Annotated in this window: 16 protein-coding genes; 1 reads left to right on the forward strand and 15 read right to left on the reverse strand. The window is 67.2% G+C overall.

Translation table 11 applies throughout. The features are described from left to right. Window positions 1–11: 11 nt before the first annotated feature. From rpsD to aspS, 11 genes are all read right to left on the reverse strand, one after another. Complete coding sequence (rpsD, locus tag NQK35_RS03585; RefSeq protein WP_009211613.1) at window positions 12–635, reverse strand: 30S ribosomal protein S4; 624 nt, start codon at window positions 633–635, stop codon at window positions 12–14. A gap of 121 nt (window positions 636–756) precedes the next feature. Next, a complete protein-coding gene (locus NQK35_RS03590; RefSeq protein ID WP_257114560.1) occupies window positions 757–2,100 on the reverse strand; it encodes a replication-associated recombination protein A in 1,344 nt (447 codons plus the stop codon). A gap of 10 nt (window positions 2,101–2,110) precedes the next feature. Continuing rightward, window positions 2,111–3,460, reverse strand: a complete 1,350-nt coding sequence (locus NQK35_RS03595) for a type IV secretion protein Rhs (RefSeq protein ID WP_257114561.1) — start codon at window positions 3,458–3,460, stop codon at window positions 2,111–2,113. A gap of 206 nt (window positions 3,461–3,666) precedes the next feature. Beyond that, the gene (locus NQK35_RS03600) at window positions 3,667–4,716 is read right to left on the reverse strand and encodes a hypothetical protein (protein WP_257114562.1); all 1,050 of its coding nucleotides are present in this window, start codon (window positions 4,714–4,716) and stop codon (window positions 3,667–3,669) included. A gap of 278 nt (window positions 4,717–4,994) precedes the next feature. Beyond that, entirely contained in the window at window positions 4,995–5,789 is a 795-nt protein-coding gene (locus NQK35_RS03605; protein ID WP_048725093.1) for an ABC transporter ATP-binding protein, read from the reverse strand. Further along, a complete protein-coding gene (locus NQK35_RS03610; protein WP_257114563.1) occupies window positions 5,786–6,829 on the reverse strand; it encodes a FecCD family ABC transporter permease in 1,044 nt (347 codons plus the stop codon). The genes NQK35_RS03605 and NQK35_RS03610 overlap by 4 nt, the downstream gene beginning before the upstream one ends. Beyond that, entirely contained in the window at window positions 6,826–7,824 is a 999-nt protein-coding gene (locus NQK35_RS03615) for a FecCD family ABC transporter permease (RefSeq protein ID WP_257114564.1), read from the reverse strand. The genes NQK35_RS03610 and NQK35_RS03615 overlap by 4 nt, the downstream gene beginning before the upstream one ends. A 37-nt stretch (window positions 7,825–7,861) precedes the next feature. Then, window positions 7,862–8,896, reverse strand: coding sequence for an ABC transporter substrate-binding protein (locus NQK35_RS03620; protein ID WP_048725089.1), 1,035 nt, complete (start codon window positions 8,894–8,896; stop codon window positions 7,862–7,864). Between the two features lie 83 nt (window positions 8,897–8,979). Then, window positions 8,980–10,161, reverse strand: coding sequence for an enterochelin esterase domain-containing protein (locus tag NQK35_RS03625; RefSeq protein WP_257114565.1), 1,182 nt, complete (start codon window positions 10,159–10,161; stop codon window positions 8,980–8,982). A gap of 4 nt (window positions 10,162–10,165) precedes the next feature. Then, the gene (locus tag NQK35_RS03630) at window positions 10,166–10,783 is read right to left on the reverse strand and encodes an L-threonylcarbamoyladenylate synthase (RefSeq protein WP_048725086.1); all 618 of its coding nucleotides are present in this window, start codon (window positions 10,781–10,783) and stop codon (window positions 10,166–10,168) included. Between the two features lie 74 nt (window positions 10,784–10,857). After that, window positions 10,858–12,663: an aspartate--tRNA ligase gene (gene aspS / locus NQK35_RS03635; RefSeq protein WP_257114566.1), complete on the reverse strand. Its 1,806-nt coding sequence runs from the start codon at window positions 12,661–12,663 to the stop codon at window positions 10,858–10,860. A gap of 102 nt (window positions 12,664–12,765) precedes the next feature. Here aspS and NQK35_RS03640 point away from each other — a divergent pair, with 102 nt between their 5' ends. After that, on the forward strand, window positions 12,766–14,160 hold the full coding sequence (locus NQK35_RS03640; protein ID WP_257114567.1) for an MFS transporter: 1,395 nt from the start codon (window positions 12,766–12,768) through the stop codon (window positions 14,158–14,160). Here the strand turns inward: NQK35_RS03640 and NQK35_RS03645 are convergent. The 4 genes from NQK35_RS03645 to hisS all read right to left on the reverse strand — a co-directional run bounded on the left by NQK35_RS03645 (window position 14,148) and on the right by hisS (window position 21,046). After that, window positions 14,148–16,241: a DEAD/DEAH box helicase gene (locus NQK35_RS03645; RefSeq protein WP_257114568.1), complete on the reverse strand. Its 2,094-nt coding sequence runs from the start codon at window positions 16,239–16,241 to the stop codon at window positions 14,148–14,150. The two genes, NQK35_RS03640 and NQK35_RS03645, sit on opposite strands and share 13 nt — an antisense overlap. Before the next feature lie 222 nt (window positions 16,242–16,463). Further along, window positions 16,464–18,053, reverse strand: a complete 1,590-nt coding sequence (locus tag NQK35_RS03650) for a GTPase (protein ID WP_257114569.1) — start codon at window positions 18,051–18,053, stop codon at window positions 16,464–16,466. Further along, window positions 18,050–19,699, reverse strand: a complete 1,650-nt coding sequence (locus NQK35_RS03655; RefSeq protein WP_009211628.1) for a GTPase — start codon at window positions 19,697–19,699, stop codon at window positions 18,050–18,052. The genes NQK35_RS03650 and NQK35_RS03655 overlap by 4 nt, the downstream gene beginning before the upstream one ends. Beyond that, the gene (gene hisS / locus NQK35_RS03660; RefSeq protein ID WP_257114570.1) at window positions 19,700–21,046 is read right to left on the reverse strand and encodes a histidine--tRNA ligase; all 1,347 of its coding nucleotides are present in this window, start codon (window positions 21,044–21,046) and stop codon (window positions 19,700–19,702) included. It abuts the gene before it with no gap. Between the last annotated feature and the right edge of the window lie 9 nt (window positions 21,047–21,055).

The raw sequence follows: 21,055 nt of genomic DNA on the forward strand, positions 1-21,055 counted from the left end.
ATCGACGAGTGTCAGCGCGAGTAGTGCTCGACGACCATCTGCACGTCGACCGTGACGGGGACCTCGGCACGCTTGGGACGGCGAACCAGGGTGGCCTTCAGGCGGGCCAGGTCAACATCGAGGTACTCGGGGACGGCGGGAAGCACATCGCGGTGGATGCCCTCGGCAGCGATCTCGAAGGGAACGGTCGTCTGCGACTTCGGCTTGACCTGGATGGTCTGTCCGGGCTTGACGCGGAAGGAGGGGCGGTCAACGATCTTACCGTCGACGAGGATGTGGCGGTGGACAACCACCTGGCGGGCCTGCTGGATCGTGCGGGAAAAGCCCGCGCGCAGAACCAGAGCGTCCAGCCGCATCTCGAGGAGCTCGACCAGGTTCTCACCGGTCAGGCCGGCCGTGCGGCGGGCCTCTTCGAAGGCGCGGCGCAGCTGGGACTCGCGAATGCCGTACTGGGCGCGCAGGCGCTGCTTCTCCTTCAGACGAACGGCGTAGTCGGAGTCCTGACGGCGGCGGGTACGTCCGTGCTCGCCGGGGCCGTAGGGGCGCTTCTCGAAGTAGCGAACGGCCTTAGGCGTGAGCGCGAGGCCGAGGGCGCGGGACTCGCGCACCTGCTTGCGGGAACGATTCGTTGCCATAATTGTTCTTCCTGTTTCTCATGTCATGCCGGCGTGCCCGGCATGGGGCCAACTCCAGGATCGACGAAGCGTCCGTCGGCTAAGGCCCCAGGTGTCCGCGGGCGCGGACAACTGTTACATCCTAGCGTTTCTTCAGAAGATTGCGAATCATCGCGAGGCGCTTCGTGAGCATCGCCTCATGCCCGTTGTCGGTGGGAGCGTAGTACTGCACACCTTGGAGATCGTCGGGCATGTACTGCTGGGCCGCCACGTGATGCGGATGGTCGTGCGCATAGAGATATCCGTTCCCATGTCCCAGCATGTCGGCCCCGCGGTAGTGCGCGTCGCGCAAGTGCTCGGGCACCGCTCCCCCACGGCCTGCGCGCACATCGGCGATCGCGCGGTCAATCGCCAGGTACGTCGCGTTCGACTTCGGGGCGGTGGCAACGGCGACAACGGCCTGGGCCAGGAGGAGACGCGCCTCGGGCATTCCGATGCTGGCGACCCCCTGTGCCGCGGCCACGCAGGTGGAGAGCACCTCCGGCGCGGCCATGCCAACCTCCTCGCTGGCCGCTATCATAATCCGTCGCGCGATAAACCTGGGGTCCTCCCCAGCCTCGATCATGCGCGCGAGGTAGTGCAGGGAGGCGTCCACGTCCGACCCGCGCATGGACTTGATGAAGGCGCTGGCAACGTCGTAGTGCTGATCCCTCCCCCACCTCACGAGCGCGCTATTGGCCGCAGCTTCGACCCCGGCGACGGTGATGAGATGTTCGCCCCGGTCGTCGGCGACGCCTGCGGCGGCCTCCAGAAGGGTCAGGGACTTGCGAGCATCGGCTCCGGCCAGGCGCACCAGTCCCGCCACAGCCTCGTCCTCGATGCCGAAACGTCCCCCGAGGCCGCGCTCGTCGGTGAGCGCGCGCCGGATGAGTTCCTCGATCGCGTCGGACTCGAGCGGGCGCAACGTGAGCAGCAGCGAGCGCGAGAGCAGCGGGGAGATGACGGAAAAAGATGGATTCTCCGTGGTTGCGGCAACGAGCACGACCCAGCGGTTCTCGACGGCGGGCAGGAGAGAGTCCTGCTGCGCCTTCGAGAAGCGGTGCACCTCGTCAACGAAGAGGACCGTCTCTTCATCGCCCGATGCTATCCGCCTCCGCGCCGCCTGCACGACGCTACGCACGTCACCCACACCCGAGGAGACAGCGGAGAGCTCCACGAAGTGCCTGCCCGAGGCGTGAGCAATCAGGTAGGCCAGGGTTGTCTTGCCCGTGCCGGGTGGGCCCCACAGAACGACGGAGGAGACAGCGACCCCGTCGCGCGAGCTGGGCGTCAGAAGGCGGCGCAGGGGCGCGCCTTCGCCCAGGAGGTGACCTTGACCGACGACCTCGTCAAGGCTCGTGGGGCGCATTCGAACGGCGAGGGGCGCGTCCGCGTCGCACGCGGGCACGCCCCTGTCGTCGAAGGACTCAGAATCGAACAGATCCACGAGGAACAGCCTAAGACAAGGTGACCTCGTGTGAGGACGACCCGATCTTCGGCCCGGAGAGAACCTGAACGACGACGAGGCCGCCGAGAATCAGCATGCAGGCTCCCGCACCGAGCAGGTATCCGTTGAGGCTCTCGGACTCATCTCCGTCCTGGGAGGAGGAGAGCATCTCGGCGTGCAACTTGACCGCGCCGGATGCGTCAACCGACGAGTCCGTGGAGGACCCGGAGGCCGAGGCCACCTTGAATTCCGCCCACCCGACGAGTTCGTGGGAGCGATTGGCAACGACAACCTTGTAGTCTCCGGTGGGCAGGCCGCTCAGATCCATCGTGACCTGATTCGAGTCCTCCACCTGGAGCCAGCGAGCCTCGCCGGTCTGCATGATGTTGGCGCTGACCCAGTCGCCGACGGCAGCCTTATCAGAGGGGACGTTGATGGTCAGCTGGCCGGCGGTAAACGCTGCGCTGACGCCTCCCTTGTTTGCATCGTTGAGCTGAGACTCGTCGGACACCGGCGAGACCGGTGTGTCTGAGGGTCTGGCCACGTTAGCGGACGCACTCGCGGTGGGGGTCGGAGTCGGGGTGGGCGTCGGCGAGGGGGTTTCCGTGGGTCGCACGGCCGGCAGCTGTGGATCGTCGGGCTGAGGAGCCGGCGTCGGCGATGCACTCGGCGCGGGAGCGGGATCAACCGTCGGCGCGGGAGCGGGATCAACCGTCGGCGCGGGAGCGGGATCAACCGTCGGCGCGGGCTGCGTCGTAGGCTCAGCGGTCGGCGTAGGAGCGGGCTGCGTCGTGGGAGCGGTGGTTGGCGTGGGAGCGGGCTGCGTCGTGGGAGCGGCGGTCGGCTCCGGTGTAGGATCCGTGGTGGGTTCCGTCGTCGGCTCAGGATCAGGCTCGTAGGGCTTGTACACCTTGACGTAGTGGAACGAATCGGCCACGACATCATCGTCACTGCTGTAGATGACGACGCGGACGGTGTGGATGGTTCCCGGTTCCCACGTGATCCCCTCGCGGTTGTTGGTGCCGTTGGGCACCTGAACAACCATGCTGTAGTTGGACAGCGACGTCACCTGCCACAGGTCGTCGGAATCCACGTTCACGCGTTCCCCGCCGCGTTCGAAGGTGAGGGGAGCGGTTGGCGAGACGTCACCGCCGTCAAGGATCACGCCCCAGAAACCGGTCTTCGCATAGAGCCGTTCAAACTCGGATCCCTGCTCGAGATTCACCGAGAAAGCAGTGCGCGGGATGGCGTAGGGGTCATCGGGGCTTGAGCCCGAGCCATTCCCATCCGCTCGGGCCGCGAAACCCGGGATAGCCAACGCAATTGCGGCGAACAGGCACAAGGCCATGAGAAGGCTCATCGTTCGACTGCGCCCCACCAGCCTACGCGCGGCGAGCGCAGAGGTAGCCCGTCCGTGCTGCATACCGTTCTCCTTAGTGCCTTCAATACTCAGTTGCATTGTTCTGGAACTAGAGTAACAGGCGTGGCGCGTGAATGCTAAATTCCAACGCACACCACACGGTTAATGCACGAATTCTCACCGCGCCTGAGCCCGAGGTGCAGCGCCTAGCGCACAGGAGCGTGGCCCCGCTTCACAATACTGACCGTCACGATTGCACCCAGCAGCGCCAAGACGGCGCCACCGGCGAGCACCCACACCCCGAGCCTGCTTTCCTGCTCGCGGGCGGCCTGGTTTGTCGCCTGCTTCTCAGAGTGCGCCTTGGGGCCGATTTGTGAGGCTGACACTCTCTGCTGCTCCGACGAAGCCGTGGCCTCGGGCGTCGCTTCCGTGCCCACCCCACTGCCCGCGGGAGATCCGGTCGTAGACCCGGAGGGATTCGCGGAGGAAGGCTGAGCCGACGTTGCGGGCGAACTCGGCGCGGGAGAGGAAGCCTCAACGGCGCTCTCCGGGCTGGCGCCCGCGCTCGTGGGCGCCGCGCCGGGATCGACAGGCGACGGTTTGGACTCACCGCTGGGTGTCACGATGTCCGGCGAGGCCGGGGGAACAAAAGCGCCCGTGGGCTCGGTCGACGCGTCACTGCCGCCACCAGGCAGATCGGTCGCGGGATCCGTCGGCGTGAGCCTGCAGGAGGGGGTGGCACCCTCGGCGTCGGTGACCGAGACCTGCAGTTCGACATACGTTCCACTCACGCCGTCGCCGACACTCACCCGATGCTGGGATCCAACCGTCCAGGTGGCTGGCACGGGGAAGTCCAGCGCGAAGGTTCCTTCGGGGCTCACCTCTGCGACGGCCCACGCCGCTCGATTTCTCGCCACTGCGGGGGGAACCCAGGAGGGAAGCGTCGCATCCTTCGCTCGCGTTTCCTGCCCATCGTCGAGGGTGACGATAACGAAACCTCGGGAGCCTTGCACACCCGGGGACCATCCGGCCCCTTCAGCATGAGAGGTCGCGCCCGCACGAACAAGGGAGGACATGACGACCGACGAAGCTTCCGCGGTGACGGTCAGACACTGGGTAACGTCGTCGCCCGGACCGTCGACGCTAAGAGCGGGGCTAGCGCTCACGAAGACTCCCGCAATGATCGAAGCGGAGATAGCCAACGCGAGCACGGGCATGCGAAGCCCCATCCCGCGCGAGCGCGCTCCTGTCGTCATGCGTGTCTCTTTTCCCCTCTTCGCAATACTTGACGCCGATCGGCACGGTCACGCCCATAACAGCCGGGTAAGTGCGCGAGTAACCACCTGGTATAGCCACCTTAGTATTGTTCGCCGTGGCAACACAATTGCGAACGACAAGCAAAGTTGTGACCTTGCCTGCAATTCGTTGATATTTCAAGGATCGGAGAGGCGGGCGCGCACGACTGTGACCTTTGTTATCGCACAATCATTCCCGGACATTACCCACCGGTTAGCTTTCCGGGAGGCGCTCGCATCTAGCTCGTTGGGATCACGATCGGCGTCGAGGTGACCGGGTCATCGATGATCCGGCAGGGAACCCCGAAAACACGGTTGATCACATCGGGGTTGACGACCTGGGATGGCCTCCCCTGTGCGACGATGCTTCCGTCCTTCATGAACACCACGTGCGTGGCGTAGCGGAAGGCGAGATGCAGGTCATGCAAGACTGCGACGACCGTCGTGCCGCCTCTGTGGAGACGCTGGGCAACGCGCAAGACCTCGAGCTGATGATTCAGGTCGAGATAGGTCGTGGGCTCATCCAGGAGCAGGATGTCCGTCTCCTGGGCCAACGCCATCGCGATCCACACCCGTTGGCGCTGCCCGCCGGATAGTTCTCCCACGCGCCTGCCCACCAAGCTCGACACGCCCGCGTCTTCCATCGCGCGCTCCACGGCGTGTTCGTCGCGCTCCGACCACTGGCGCAGCGGCGGCTGGTGGGGATACCTACCACGCGCGACCAGCTCTTCAACAAGGATGTCGGCCGGCGCACGGGACGACTGCGCCAAAAGGCCGAGCCTGCGCGCCAGCGCCTTCTGGTTCATCGTGGCCACGGCTCGCCCATCGAGTTCGACGACACCGCCACGCACGCGCAAGACCCGCGCGAGGGCGCGCAGTAGGGTCGACTTGCCGCACGCGTTAGGCCCCACGATCGCGGTGAGTTCTCCCGGAAGCACGTCGAGCGAGAGACCGTCGAGAATCGGATCCCCTTTCCCATAGCCCACGACGATGCCGCGTGCGGAAAGCACGGTCTGTGGATGCGCTGACGTCATCGTGCCTCCTCGCGTGTCAGGATCCACAGCAGGTACAGCCCTCCGAGGACACCCGTCACAACCCCGACCGGCAGCTCCGCGGGTGCGACGATCCTCTGAGCCACGACGTCGGCGCTTAGCACGAGCGCTGCGCCCACAACCGCCGAGGACACGACGCCTACTCGCCCTCCACCGCACAGACGCGCAGCGATGTGCGGAGCGGAGAGCGCGACGAAAGCGACCGGTCCGGCGACCGCAGTCGCAAGAGCGACGAGGACGATCGCCGAGACGATGGCGCTCACACGCACGACGCGCACGCGCACCCCGAGTCCCGTGGCGACGTCATCACCCATCGCGAGCAGGCCGATGGATGCAGCTGCACAGACACAGGAGAGACCTAGAATTCCCAGCCCGACGATCAGAGGAAACGCTCGGACGAAAGTCACGCCGTTCAGCGAGCCGACGCTCCACAGCTGGGCGCGTTGAGCCGCCTCAAGAGGAGCCTTGACGATGAGCAGCGAATTGAGGGCCCGCAGCGCAGCGGAGCAGCCGATCCCCACCAGGACGACGCGAATGCCCGTCACTCGGGTTCCACCGCTGCAGGCCAGAACCAGAGCACCCGAGACCAGGCCCCCGATCAACGCACCCGTGCCCGTCGTCGCCGGACTTGCGCCAAGGATGATGATGGCGACAAGAGCACCGGTTGCCGAACCCGCGGACAGGCCGACGACGTCGGGGCTGCCGAGCGGGTTGCCCGAAATCGTCTGGAAGATGCGTCCTGCTATCGCAAGGGATGCGCCCACCGCTACCGCGCACACGACACGGGGAAGGCGGACGGATTGCACGAAGTAGACTCCGAGATAGTCCTCGGATGGGCCGCCATCGCCCGTTAGGCGCCGAAGGGAGTCGGCGACGCCGAGCCCGTAGTCGCCCAACGTGAGCGAGTACAGGGCGAGGCACGACAGGAACACGAGGCCAAGCGTCACGACGATGGCGCTACGACGATGGACACGTATCACCCCGTGCTTCACGCGGACAGCACGATAGCGACCTCGGTTCACGACATCCCCCTTCCCGATGCACGCACGATGAAGAAGGGGGCTCCGACAAGCGCGACGATCACTCCGACAGGCGCCTCCGACGGAGCCAGGATGAGCCGCGAGGCAACATCGGCAAGGCACACCCACACGGCACCAACCAGGATCGACCACCCTGCAATTGCTCGCTGCCGGGCACCGACCACTCGCCGAACCAGGAGCGGCACAGCCAGTCCGACGAAAGCCAAGGGACCCGCCAGCGCCGTCGCTCCTGCCGCCAAGGCGGTGACCGAGACAACGGCGAGGGTCCGCACGACGCGTACCCGCACGCCCAGGCTCATCGCAGCCTCGTCGCCGAGGGAGAGGATGCCGAGCGTGGAGCTGAGCAGTAGTGCGACGACGCCTCCGGCCCCGATGAGGCAGCCAGCACGGACGACCGACGTCATGTCGATGCCCTCCAAGGAACCCGACGCCCAGAAGCGGAACTCATTGAACGCTAGCCGGTTCGAGGACACGATGGCCTGGGTGACGGACGTGAGCGCGGCCGACACGGCAATTCCGGCGAGCGCCAGGCGCGCCCGAGAACCCGTTGCTCCCCTGCCCGACAGGACAAACACCAGCAGCGATGCTGCCGCGGCTCCGCCAACCGACGCGGCGAGGTTGACGCCGCTTGACGTCACGCCGAAAGTGGCCGTCGTCGCGACCACGGCAAAGGCGGCACCGGCATTGATACCCAGCACTCCGGGGTCGGCGAGGGGGTTGCGAGTGATCGCCTGCATGACGGAACCGGCGAGGCCGAGCGCTCCACCGCCAAGGAGGGCGGCGAGCGTGCGCGGAACACGCAGGCTCACCACGACCTGCGCATCGTGGCTCGTCCCCCCGCTCACGAGGGCATCGCAGACAACCGAGAGTGCGATGTGTCGAGAGCCGAGGGCAAGCGAGGCGGCGACGCTGAGGACGAGCGCGAGCGTCGCCACAGAAGCGGCCGTGGCGACGCTCGCTGCATATCGGATTCTCATCCCGGGATGACCGAGCAGCCTGGGGCCTCGAGCCCGGTCAGGACGCCCGAACGAACTGATCCTCGATGTTCGCGACGATGCCCTCCATGAGGAGGTATCCGCCGGTGGAGGTCCACAGGGACCCATCGACGGGAATCACGTGCCCGGCGCGGACCGCTGCAAGGGAGTCGAAGCCGACCGACGCGCGTGCCTCCGCCAGGGCCGCCTCGGACGCCTCGACTCCGGTGGCGCCACCGGCTGACGGGTTGTTCACCGAGGACTTGCCGAGCGTACCGAAGAATATCCAGTCGGCGTCAATCTGATCGATGTTCTCCAGCGACACGGGCTCGGAGTGTCCCTCGCCGTTGCGGTCCTGGTTCGCCGGGCGCTTCATCCCCAGCGCGCTCAGCGCCTGGCCCGCAGGAAGCTCCTTGAGGATCAATCCCGCGCTGTCACCCTGCCAGCGCACCACGGAGTACGTCTGGTCCAGGTACCCGCCATCGTTGAGGCGGGAGCTGACGGCCGCCACGTGCGCGTCAAAGTCAGCGAGCTTGGTGGAGGCCTCGTCTGTGACACCCAACGCATCGGCGGTGCGCGTGAAGGTCTCGCGCCAATCGTCCCCAGAGTGTGCGGTGTAGAACACCGGGGCGATCTGCTTCAGGGCATTCAGCGTGTCGGTGTCGTCACTCTTGACCGACGTTCCATCGACGAGGATCAGGTCGGGGTGGGCGGCGCCGACAGCCTCAAGGTTGGGGGTGCCGACCGATCCGAGAATCGGAACATCGCCGGCGCGGTCGGCCAGGTAGGCGGCGACACCGGATTGCCCTCGACCGGACACGGCACCGACCGGAGTAATCCCCAACGCCAGGGCGTTGTCCGTCGTCGGCTCCGAGAGCGTAACGACGCGAGTGGGCTCGAGGGGAAGGGCAACCTCCTGACCGGAGGCGTCGGTCACCATCCGGGTCTCGGTCGCGGCCGTGCTCATGGGTCCGGTGGATGAGGCGGGCGTGGGTTGAGAGGGCGAGCAGGCTCCGGCCACGAGCGCGGCGAGCGCGACACCGACAAAGGTGCGGATTCGAGTCGACATGTGCACGGGTACCTCAATTCACGTAGACAACGCAAGGACAAAGGTAAGCCTAACTTAGCTTTCTCCTGGCGGCGAGGCCCGTCTCACGATCACATGTCCGCGGGGTCGCACCAGTCGTCGAGCGCCTTCACGAGTCCCTCGCGCCACCACGCGACATCGTGCCCGCTACGGTAGTGATCCACATCGACCGGGCCGCCATAGCTGCGCACAATCCGCCCGCAGTCGTCCACAACAGGACGCATCGTCCGTTCGAGGGTTCCCACCTGCAGGCGCAGTCTCACGCCCCCACGCGGCACGATCGATCCGGCGCGCAGGCCAGCCATGAGCATGCCCTCGCCCCGTCCCCTCTCAGTTCCTCCCCACCACAGGGACGGGGACTGAGAGAGCGCGCAGTCGAGCGGAACATCCGTTCGCAGGGCGGCGTCGAGAACCGCAAGACCCCCATAGGACTGTCCGGCGGCCATCACGGGACCCACCCCGGCCTCGTCGCACACGGCCCACACCAGCGCGTGCACGCGGGCGGTATCGGTCATCTCCGCCTCGCGCTGAACCCCCTCCCCCCCATCGATGGTGACGATGCGCAGGCCCGGATAGCGCCGGGTCAACCAGCCGACACCATTGGCCCGCCATATGTGACCGTCAAGGAGAAGGAGAGTCCTCCTCGCTTCGGTCTCACCGTCGTGGACGATGACGGGACGGCTCAACGAGCCTCCCAGGCGCGCGCCGATGCACGCTCCAATGTTCTCCTCGCGCCGAGCGCGCATCCCGTCCGGGCGCGGAACCGAGGGCCAGACCACCGACGCGTCGGGCCCCACGAAAAGCGAGGCGCGATGCCCGCGCCCGTTGACGATTCGCAGCGGGTTGGAGGGATCGGGGCGCGCCTCCTCAACGAAGGCCACCCACGCGCGGGCATCCGTCACCCCCCGCGGATCGACGGGGCGCGGCTCGGCCCACGCGAATTGGTAGCTCATGATCGCGTCGGCGGGAAGCACACACGCCAGGGTGGCACGACCACCACGCTGTGCACCGATGCCCATGCGGAACTCATCGAGGTGCTCGCGGGCTCGATCCGTCACGGTATTGAGGATGACGTAGCCCGCCGCCCCTCGGGCGCGCGACTGAAAGATCACACGCACCGCATCGGTTCCGTCGACGGTGAGGCGATCGCCAATGATCGGGTGCGCCTCGCCGTGTCGAAACGCGGCGTCCGGCGGCTCGACACGCAGCCGACAGTAGCCGTTACGAGAGAAGGAGGATTCCCCGAAAGCCACGCGTTTAGTCGAAGAGCGAGATGTCGCCGGCTCCCACGCGCGCGACAACCGCATCCCCACCGGCGAAGTTAATGACGGTCGTCGGCTCGGCGACGCCGACCGGACCCACCACCACCAGGTCAACCTGGTGCCCGATGCGCTCGTCGACATCAAATCCGTCCGTGAGCGGCTCTTCCTCACCCGGCATGATGAGCGTCGAGCACGCGAGCGGCTCCCCGAGTGCGCCGACAATCGCCTGGGTGATGACGTGGTCCGGGATGCGCACGCCCACCGTGTGCTTCTTCTTGTTGAGCATGATGCGCGGCACTTCCTTCGTGCCGCGCAGGATGAAGGTGTAGGGGCCGGGCGTGAGCGCCTTCATGGTGCGGAACTCGTGGTTGTCGATGAGTACCAGCTCCCCGAGCTGGGCGAAGGAGTGGCACAGCAACGAGAAGTTGTGCTTGTCGTCAAGCTTGCGGATCGCACGGATCGTGTCCATGCCTGCCTTGTTACCGATCTTGGTCGCGATCGCGTAGCCGGAATCGGTGGGCAGGGCGATCGTTCCCCCGCGCTCCAGCAGGTCAACGACCGTGCTAACCAGACGGGCCTGAGGATTTTCCGGGTGCATCTCCACGTACGACATACACCCATTGTGCCTGAAACCCCCATCGACCGACGGTCGATGGGGGTTTCGTACGCTAGCTCACGCCAGTCGGGTCACTTCGAGGCGTCACCCGAAGCCTCTTCGCCGCGCTTTCGTGGCGTCGCGTCGACTCCCGCCTCCTTGCGCTGTGCGGGTGTGATGGGAGCCGGAGCCTCGGTGAGCGGATCGAAGCCGCCGCCCGACTTCGGGAAGGCGATGACGTCACGAATCGACTCAGACTTGGTCAGGAGCGAGACGATTCGATCCCAGCCAAACGCAACGCCCCCGTGTGGTGGAGCGCCAAACTTGAAGGCATCAAGCAGGAAGCCGAACTGCGCCTGCGCCTCCTCCTCGCCGATACCCATGACGTCAAAGACGCGATTTTGGACGTCTCGACGGTGGATACGGATGGAGCCGCCGCCGATCTCGTTGCCGTTGCAGACGATGTCGTAGGCGTAGGCCAGCGCATGGGCGGGATCTCGATCGAAGCTGTCCATCCACTCCGGTTTCGGCGACGTGAAGGCGTGGTGAACGGCGGTCCACGCGCTGTGCCCCAGCGCGATGTCGCCCTCGGCCTCGGCGTCACCGGTGGGCTTGAACAGCGGCGCATCGACGACCCACGTGAACGCCCACGCGTCGGGATCGATGAGATCGCAGCGCTTGCCGATCTCGAGGCGAGCGGCACCCAGGAGCTCGCGCGACGGAGTTGGCTTGCCCGCGGCAAAGAAGATGCAGTCCCCGGGCTCGGCACCTGTCGCCTCCGCCAGGCCCTCTCGTTCGGACTCGGAGATGTTCTTGGCGACGGGGCCACCGAGCGTACCGTCCTCGGCGATCGTGACGTAGGCCAGGCCCTTGGCGCCGCGCGCCTTCGCCCACTCCTGCCACTTGTCGAAGGTACGGCGCGGCTGAGAGCCGCCACCGGGCATGACGACGGCGCCGACGTAGGGGGCCTGGAACACGCGGAAAGGCGTGTCCTTGAAATAGTCGGTCAGCTCGGTGAGTTCCAGGCCAAAACGCAGGTCGGGCTTGTCCGAGCCGAAGCGCTCCATCGCATCCCTGTAGGTCATGCGAGGGATCGGCGTTGCCAGGTCGTAGCCGATCAGCGTCCACACGTTCTTCAGGACGTCCTCCGCGACCTCAATGACGTCATCCTGTTCCACGAAGCTCATCTCGATATCGAGCTGGGTGAACTCGGGCTGGCGATCCGCACGGAAGTCCTCGTCGCGGTAGCAGCGCGCGATCTGGAAGTATCGCTCCATTCCGGCAACCATCAGCAGCTGCTTGAAGAGCTGGGGGGATTGGGGAAGCGCATACCAGGAGCCGGGCGAGAGTCGAGCCGGCACGATGAAGTCTCGGGCTCCCTCGGGGGTCGAACGCGTCAGCGTCGGCGTCTCGATCTCCACAAAGTCCCGGGCGTAGAGGGCCTCGCGGGCAGCACGCGACACCTTGGAGCGCAGGCGGATGGCGTACTGCTCGGGTTCGCGGCGCAGGTCGAGGTAGCGGTACTTCAGGCGCGTTTCCTCGCCCACGTTGCCGGAATCTTCAGCATTGGAAGACACCTGGAAAGGCAGGGGCGCACTGGTGTTGAGAATCTCGATATCGTCGCCCATGACCTCGATGGCGCCGGTCGCCAGGTGGGGATTCTCGTTTCCCTCGGGGCGAGCCGCGACCTCGCCGGTGACCTTGAGAACAAACTCGCTGCGAAGCTCGTGGGCGACCCTCTCGTCACGAACGACTACCTGAGCGATGCCGGAAGCGTCGCGCAGGTCAATAAACGCGACGCCACCGTGGTCGCGTCTGCGGTCAACCCACCCGGTGAGCGTCACCGTCTGACCGATCAGGTCAGTCCCAAGCGTTCCAATGTTGTGAGTGCGAAGCACTGTTATTCCTTTCGTTGGTACCATCCGCGAGACAGGCGGCGGCGAGGCCATTGTACGCTCGCAGTCCGCCCGCCAGCGATTGCCGCGAGTAGGATAGGCCTCATGCCCGAGCAATCCTCGTCCCTTTCGTCTACGGCATGGAGCCGCATCGAGATTGGCCTGGCGCTCGGCTCGATCCTGCTCATCACCCTTGTCGCCTTCGAGGAGCTGGCCGCCACGACGATCATGCCAAGCGTCGTCGCGTCGTATCGGGCATCCGCCTGGTACCCGCTCGCCTCGGGCGCGGCCCTGGCAACCCAGCTGAGCGCAACGGTCGTCGCCGGGGTACTGGCCGACTGGAAGGGCCCGCGTTTCGTTCTTGTTGCGGGCATCGCCCTGTTCGTCGCGGGCCTGGTCGTCAGCGCGCTCGCGCCTACTATCGTTGTCTTCGTCGCGGGGCGCGCCCTCCAGGGCCTCGGCGGCGGTCTCCTTGTCGTCCCGCTCTACGTCCTCGTGGGAAGACTCGTCGCTCCCGCTCGCCGCCCTTCGTTCTTCGCGTGGTTCTCCCTCGCGTGGGTCCTCCCCTCCCTGATCGGTCCCGCGATCGCGGGGTACGTCACGCAATTGTGGGGCTGGCGCTACATCTTCGGCGTTGTTCCCATCCTCATTGCGGCCGGGTCCATCCCCGTGGCCTTCGTGCTGCGCGACCTTGCCCCCCAGGAGGAACGCCAGGCCTCCCATCTGGCGTCCCTGTCACGCAATGCGCTCTTGGCGGGCGTTGGCGTCATGGCTCTCCAGCTCGCGGGAGCGCTTCCCTCTCTCGCTGCGCGCGCCCTCGTTCTGCTCACGGGCGCCGTCCTTGCCGCCTGGGCGCTTCCCCGGCTGCTGCCTGGCGGAACCTTCCTCGCGCGCACGGGCATACCCTCGGCGGTTCTTGCACGCCTCAGCGCCATGGCGGCGCTCATCGGTCTTGAGGTGATGATCCCCCTGGTCATCCAGCGCGTGCACGGCTGGGACGAGGCCTTTGCAGGGTGGTGGGTGACGGTTGGGTCACTCACCTGGGCCGTGGGTTCGCTCGGCCAGGCGCGCGTGCACGACCCGAGGCGTCGGCGCGCCCTGCCCGTCGTCGGAGGGGCGCTCATGGCAGTCGGCTCCCTCCCGCTCGGACTTATTCTTGTCGACGCCGTTCCCCTGTGGATTCCCTTTATCGGATGGCTCGCCATGGGACTGGGTATCGGCCTGCTCCACGCGCCCCTGTCAGTCATGGCCCTGGAGGTCACGCCCGAGCGTCAGCATGGGCGCGTCTCGTCGTGGCTGCAGGTCGGGGACTCGGCCGGACCGGCCCTCGAGCTTGCCGCCGTGTCCGTCATGATGAGCGCGTGGACGGCGACCGGAGTCTCCGGCGGGGCGGCTTACGTACCCTACTGGGTGATCGCCACCGCCCTCGCCTTCGTCACCGTGTTTGCGGTGCTCCGGCTTCGTCCTTCTTCTACGGAAGGCGAGGCTCAGTCGTCGTAGCGGCGCTTGCCGAAGTGGCGGCGTCCTCCCTCGCGGTCCCAGCCTCCCTCGCGGTCGCGCCGAGCGCGCTTGATGTCCTTCTCCCAGCGCTCGGAGCGCACGCTGCGACGCGGGCGAGATCCGTCTCCCTTCTCAAAGCGGTGCGGGCGTTTGTCCCCGCGGTCGCCGGGCCGCTCCTCGCGTTGCCCCCCAGAGCCCCCTCGCGTCCGCGCGTCGCGGTCGAAGCCATCGCGGTCGCCGCGCGGATACCTGCCAGGTCCCTCGTCGACGCGGATGCGCAGCTGGCGTCCTGAGACGTAGCCCTTCGAGATGCGCGACAGCTGCTCACCGGAGAGGTCGGCCGTGATATCGACCAACGAGAACGTCGGGTAGATTTCGATGTGGCCGATATCGCGCCCGTCGATACCTCCCTCACCCGCGATGGCACCGACGATGGAACCCGGCTTGACTCGATCCTTCTTACCGACCTCCACGCGGTAGCGGGTGCCCGACCCGGGCGCGGGGCGTCCCCCCGCCCGCCTGCGAGCTCCGTCGGCGCCGCCCTTGATCGGGCGGTCCTTGTCCCGTCCGGCTTCGAAAGACGCTCCGACGAACTCACCGGACTCGTCCAAACGCTCTTCGCGACGGACCTTGCCCGCGCCGCGGCGGTCCTTCTCGACCCGCGGGGCGGGTCCCTCGTCACCGACGGCGCTCGCCACGAGGGCAGCGGCGATGTCCTCGACGCTCGTCTCCTGGCCGAGCTTCGCCAGGAGCCCCCTGTACATGTCCAGGCGCCCGCGCTCGATGCGCGCCCCGATGCCCTCCAGGAGACGCCGCGCGCGAAACTCTGAGACGGCGGCGGGCGACGGAATCGCAACCTCCTCCATGTCCGTGCCCGTCAGCTTCTCGATCCGGCGCAAACGGCCGTGCTCGCGCGGCGTGAAGAACGTCAAGGCGCGTCCCTGTCGGCCGGCCCGACCGGTCCGTCCGATGCGATGCACGTACGCCTCGGGTTCGCGAGGCACGTCGAAGTTCACGACAAGCGAGATGCGTTCCACGTCGAGGCCACGAGCGGCAACGTCAGTGGCCACGAGTACATCAAGGGCCCCGGTCTTGAGGCGTTCGACCATGCGCTCGCGCTCGGTTTGGGCAACGTCACCGGAAATGCCCGCGGCGCGGAAACCCCGAGCCGACAGCTCCAGGGACACCTCCTCGACGTCCGCCCTCGTTCGCACGAAGACGATGGCGGCGTCGGCTTCCTCCTGGCCGCGGGCGATATGCTGCGCGCGGGTGGCCAGGACTCGGCACAGGGCACCGATCTTGTGCTTGTAGGGGACGACCGCGTAGGTCTGGTGAATGGTATCCACCGTCGAGGACTCCGTCGAGACGGCGACCTTGACCGGATCCTTCAGGTGCTCGCGGGCCACCTTCTCGATGGCCGCGGGCATCGTTGCGCTGAACAGCGCGGTCAGGCGCTGTGCGGGGACGGCCGAGGCGATGGTCTCCACGTCCTCCGCGAAACCCATGCGGAGCATCTCGTCGGCCTCGTCCAACACGAGCATCCGCACGTTCGACAGGTCCAGCGCGCCTTTCTCGATCAGGTCGATCACGCGCCCGGGAGTGCCCACGACGACCTGCGCGCCCCGCTTGAGGGCTCCGATCTGAGGACCGTAGGGGGAACCACCGTAGACGGGCACGACGTCGAGGCGGGCGGTGCGTGCGGCAAAGTCCTCGATCGCCTGTGCGCTTTGCATGGCGAGCTCACGCGTCGGCGCCAGGACAAGGGCCTGCACGTCGCGCTCGTCGGCATCGACGATGGCCAGGAGCGGAAGGCCGAATGCTGCGGTCTTGCCGGTGCCGGTCTGGGCGATGCCGACGACGTCGCGAAGCTCCAGCAGGGGCGGGATCGCGGCTGCCTGAATGGGCGTTGGGACTCGGAAGCCCATGTCGGTGATTGCCGCGAGAATCTCGTCGGGCAATCCGAGGCTGGCGAAGGTCACACCCTCCTCGGCCTGGTCGCTGTCGGTATGTTCCTCGTCGACCTGCGCGGTGTCGCGCTCGTTCTCGGCGTCACGGGGCTCGATGTAGTCGTCGGAAGGCATAGTCATCCTTGTGTGTTGGGTGTCGGGGTAGCAAAACCATGGGGGCGGGCCGTCTCGGCTCCTCGGCGCGGCCTCACCCATAACAACAACTCCCGCATCCCGCGGGCACCATAACAAGGGGCAGCGCCTTATCGCTACGCCTAGCTTACCCGCACGGCGCCTCAGACGGCGCGCGTCGTCAGCCACGTCACTCTCGCCGCCACGCGGCGCGCCTGCCTGTACTCAGCGCGACAGGCGCGCGATGAAGGAAGCGATCCTCACCTGCCGGTTGTCCTCCTCACGCACGGGTCCCACGACGAGGCGTTCGACTTCCTCGCGGCACAGGCTCGTCAGGTCCCTGGCGACAATGCGACGACGGCGAGAGGCCACCCACCTGCACGCGAGCGAGTTCATCCACGCGCACGCGAGGGTCAGGGCGCATCCACCCAGCGCCAGCGCCGTGGGAACGGGAACCCACCCAATGAACGGAACCCCGATCTCCACGAGGGCGGCTCGCCCCGCATGGACCACGCCAATCCACGCAATCCCCGCCACGCACGCGACCCATGCAAGAAGCTGCAGCACGCCGAAAGCCCGGGCAGCCCGCGGCGCCCCGGTCGAGACGTGAACGTGGCCGACGACCTGCCCGTGGGCGGCGGCGGGAACCCCGCGAGCTCCCTCGACGGCGCGATCGATGAGGTGGCTACGCCAGCGCGAGGGGCGTCCCCGCCCGCGGCGCCCGACCTCGTGGCGTACCGCGTTGACGAATGACGCCTCATCGGAGGGTGAGCGCGTCGGCAGGCTCGGCGTGGTTCCCTCCAGCGAGCGTGATTCATCGTCCAGGTGCAGGCGGCGCAGCGGATCGGCGCCCAGACGGGCCACCCATCGCAGGGGAAGCCATCCGCCCGCTCGACGCCCAGCCCTCCGGGTCGAAGCGGCAACGGCGTCGGCGATGAGCGGCGCACCGGTCAGCTGTGCGGCGGAAGCGGCCAGTTCCTCAGACATTCCCTCGGTGTCGAGGCCTCGAATGCGGCCGGTAAGGCCCACCGAGTCGTTGATGAGCACGACTGCCTCGCGCAGGGCGGCCTGTGCTCGCGCGGCCTGGCGAGTGACCCGCTGTGACTCCCGCGACAGGTGCGCGGCGAGAGCGTCGACTCCTTGCCCATTCGTCGCGCACACCGGGACGATCGGCGCGCCGTCCAGGCCGCGCTCGTCGAGAATTCGTCGCAGATCCGCCACGATCGCGTCCCTGGAGGAGGCGTCGAGCGTGTCGACGTGGGTGAGAGCAACGGTGACCGAGGCGTGCGACCTGCGCAGACGTTCCAGCCACTCCTCATGCAGTCGCGCGTCGGCGTACTTTTGCGGGTTGACAACCACCACGAGGCAATCCACGCGCGCCGCCAGCCGTGCCGCCACCTGGGCGTGCTCATCCCTGATCGAATCGATGTCCGGCAGGTCGAGGACGACCACGTCGCCGGGCAGCGCGCCCGGGGCCTCGACGCGCACGGAGACGCCGAGCCACTGCAGGAGCTGGCCGGGAGCACGCCCGCGCGGCAGAACCGCGCACGCCTCGTTCGTCGTGGGGCGCAGGACGCCGACACGGACCACCTCTCCCCCGCACAGCGCGTTGACGAGAGTGGACTTTCCCGCGCCGGTACCTCCCAGCATGCCGATCACGCACCACTGCGGATCGCACTCGGCGCGCTCAGAGGTCACGTTGATGAGCTCGCGGACCCGCGCAAGCGTCGCGTCATCCATGTCACGCGCGGCAAGGGAGCAGACCTCATCAAGCTGGGAGGCCGCCGTCGCGACCGCGTTGTCGTGCCGCTTCACGCCAGTTCCTCTCCGGCTCTGTCGAGGGCAGCCTCCAGGCGTTCCAGGACGACGGCGTCACCCGATCGATCGACGCGCTCCACGAGGACCGCCACGACTCCTTCGATGGAGGTCCTCGCCAGGCGCTCCAGGAGCTGGCGCGCCTGGAGCGCGAGGGAACGCACGTTTCGTTCCCCGAAGTAGGACTCCAAGACGGTCTGCGACAGGGCGGCCGACGCACCCGCGACGCCAACCTCGAGCCCTGTGATGCCTCCCGTCATCGCGAAGACGCTGACCATCAGGGAGAGCGTCACGACGTTGATTCCTCCGGCCAGTAGGCGACCCGTCACACGCGAGGACTCCGCTTGCGTCCTGACGATCTGCGTGACCTCCCCGGCCCATTCCTGCGCGATCGCGCGCCCGAGGGCATCGGCCTCGCCGGGATCAAGGTCAGGGTCGGGCAGGGAGGAATTCACCAGGGGCTCGGTGAGACGGTAGGCTTCGCGCCACGCCCGGTGATACTGGTCCGCAAGGTGCTGCGCCAAGCCGCCCGTGAGGTCGCGGCGCACCTGTTCTTCGGGGGCGGCCCGCCCCCGCACGGCGTCCACGACGCGCGAGCGAACGCCCGCAACAAAACGGGACAGCGACCTGCTCACGTCCCACGAGCCGAGCACGTCCGCGATGCGCGCGCTGATCTCTCCACGCAACAGATCGTCACTGGAGGATGCGGCGACGTCTCGCACGCACGAGGCCACGGCTCTCTCGATGCCCTCCAGCGCGCCCGCGTAGGCCGCAAGCTCCTCGCGGGAGCGCGCCAGCGCACCACGAGCCTCCTCGAGGCAGGAGGACACGGCCCCGGCGAGCGAACGGCGCACGATCCGGGCGCGCTCGTCCGCGTCCGTGCCAATCGACTCGAGGAAGGCACCCACCGGAACCACGGCTTCGATGGGCAGACGCCCATCCGTCAGCTCCTGCTCGTCAATCGTCATGATGGGAACACCGGCCAGCCCCCGACGCTCGGCGAGCGCCGCCAGATCGGCACTGATCTCGCCGCGCGCACCGGCAGGCACGCGGTTGAGGACGATCGCAACGCGCAGGCCGCGGCGGGCGGCCTCCTCCAGGTGAGTCCAGGCGACCGCATCGGCATAGCGGGCGGCGCTGGTAACGAAGATCCACAGGTCCGCGCCGTCGAGGAGCTCGGCCGCGAGGCGACGATTGGACTCCTCCACCGAGTCGATGTCGGGAGCGTCGAGGATGGCGATGCCCGGACGCCAGAAGTCATCCACCGCGATCGTGACGGCACCCGGACTCTCCCCCTCGCCGACATGCTTGGCCAGGCGCGGCAGGACCCGCTCCGAGGTAAACCAGGCGCGTGCCTGAGGCGAGCACACGAGGACCGGGTGGCGCGTCGTTGGGCGAACCGCCCCCGCACGGCTCACGTTTCGCCCCACCAGGGAGTTCACGAGCGTCGACTTGCCCGAGCCCGTCGATCCTCCGACGACAATGAGGATCGGCGCATTCGCGTCCTCCAGGCGCGGCAGGACCACGTCCTGGAGGCGCCGGAGCGCTCGCTCGGCGCTCGCCCGGGCATGAGGGTCCATGACCAGGACCGCGCCTGTCAAAGCATCCGCGAGGGCGCGGGCTGCGTCAACCGCCGTCCCCGGCACTCAGTCCGTCACCTTCTCAATCGCGGGTCGCGCATCGGCGGCGGCGATCGTCCAGGTCGAGGGATCCGCCTCCACCTGCTCGCCGCTGCGGATGTCCTTGACCGTGTCGGGTGCCCCCTCCTCGCCGGGAAACCACACGTAGGGAATGCCGCGCCTATCGGCAAACTTAATCTGCTTGCCGAACTTGGCAGCACTGGGAGCCACGTCGGTCGAGATGCCGCGCGAACGCAGCGACGCGGCGATTGCCTCCGAGCGCTCGCGCTGGGCCTCGTTGGTCACCGCGACGACGACCGCGGTCGGGACCTTGCGCGAGGAACGCACCATGGGGGCTGAGATCATGCGGGAGACCAGCCTGGACACGCCGATGGACAGGCCGACACCCGGGTAGGTGCGCTTGCCATCCTTGGCGAGCGAATCATAGCGCCCGCCCGAGCAAATCGAGCCGAGATCCTCGTGCCCCTCGATTTCCGACTCGTACACGCTGCCCGTGTAGTAGTCGAGGCCTCGGGCGATCTTGAGGTCGGCGAGGACCGTTCCGGGCATGCGGGCATTGGCGGTGTCCAGAAGTCGGATCAGCTCGCCCAGTCCCTCCTCGAGGAGGTCACCGCGAACACCGAGTTCACCGAGCCTGGAGCGTACCTCCTCGGAGTCAGCGCTGCGGATCTGAGCCATCCGCAGAAGCGCGGACGCCTGCTCGCCCGCAATACCGGAGTCCGCGAGCTCGCTCGCCACCCCCTCCGGGCCGATCTTGTCGATCTTATCCAGCCCCCGCAGGGCGGCCTCCACGTCGGTGACGCCGAGAGACTCACACACGCCCTGAACGACCTTGCGGTTATTGACGAGCACCCGCACGGGCGGAATCGGCAAGTTGTTGAGTGCCTCGGCCATCACCAGCGGCAGGTCCACCTCGAAGTGGAACGGTAGCTCACCGTTTCCCACGACGTCGATGTCGGCCTGGGTGAATTCGCGGAAGCGTCCCTCCTGTGGGCGTTCTCCGCGCCAGACCTTCTGAATCTGGTAGCGCTTAAAGGGAAAGTCGAGATCGTTGGCGTTCTCCACGACGTAGCGCGCGAAGGGGACGGTGAGGTCGAAGTGCAGGCCCATGCCTCGTTCCTTGGAGGCCTTGGCGCCCGGGTTGCGGCTCGCCTGAAGGCGATCCAGCACGTAGATCTCCTTGGAGGTCTCACCCTTGGCTTGAAGCTGCTCGAGGGTCTCGACCGCCCGCGTCTCGATCCCCGCAAAGCCGTGGAGTTCGAACACGCGTCGCAGCTCATCCAGAACGTGCGTCTCAATGATGCGTCCGGCGGGAAGCCACTCGGGGAAACCGGACAGTGAGGTGCGAGCCATGAAAGCGTC

This window comes from Schaalia odontolytica, from assembly GCF_024584435.1.
In the GTDB taxonomy this organism is placed as follows: domain Bacteria; phylum Actinomycetota; class Actinomycetes; order Actinomycetales; family Actinomycetaceae; genus Pauljensenia.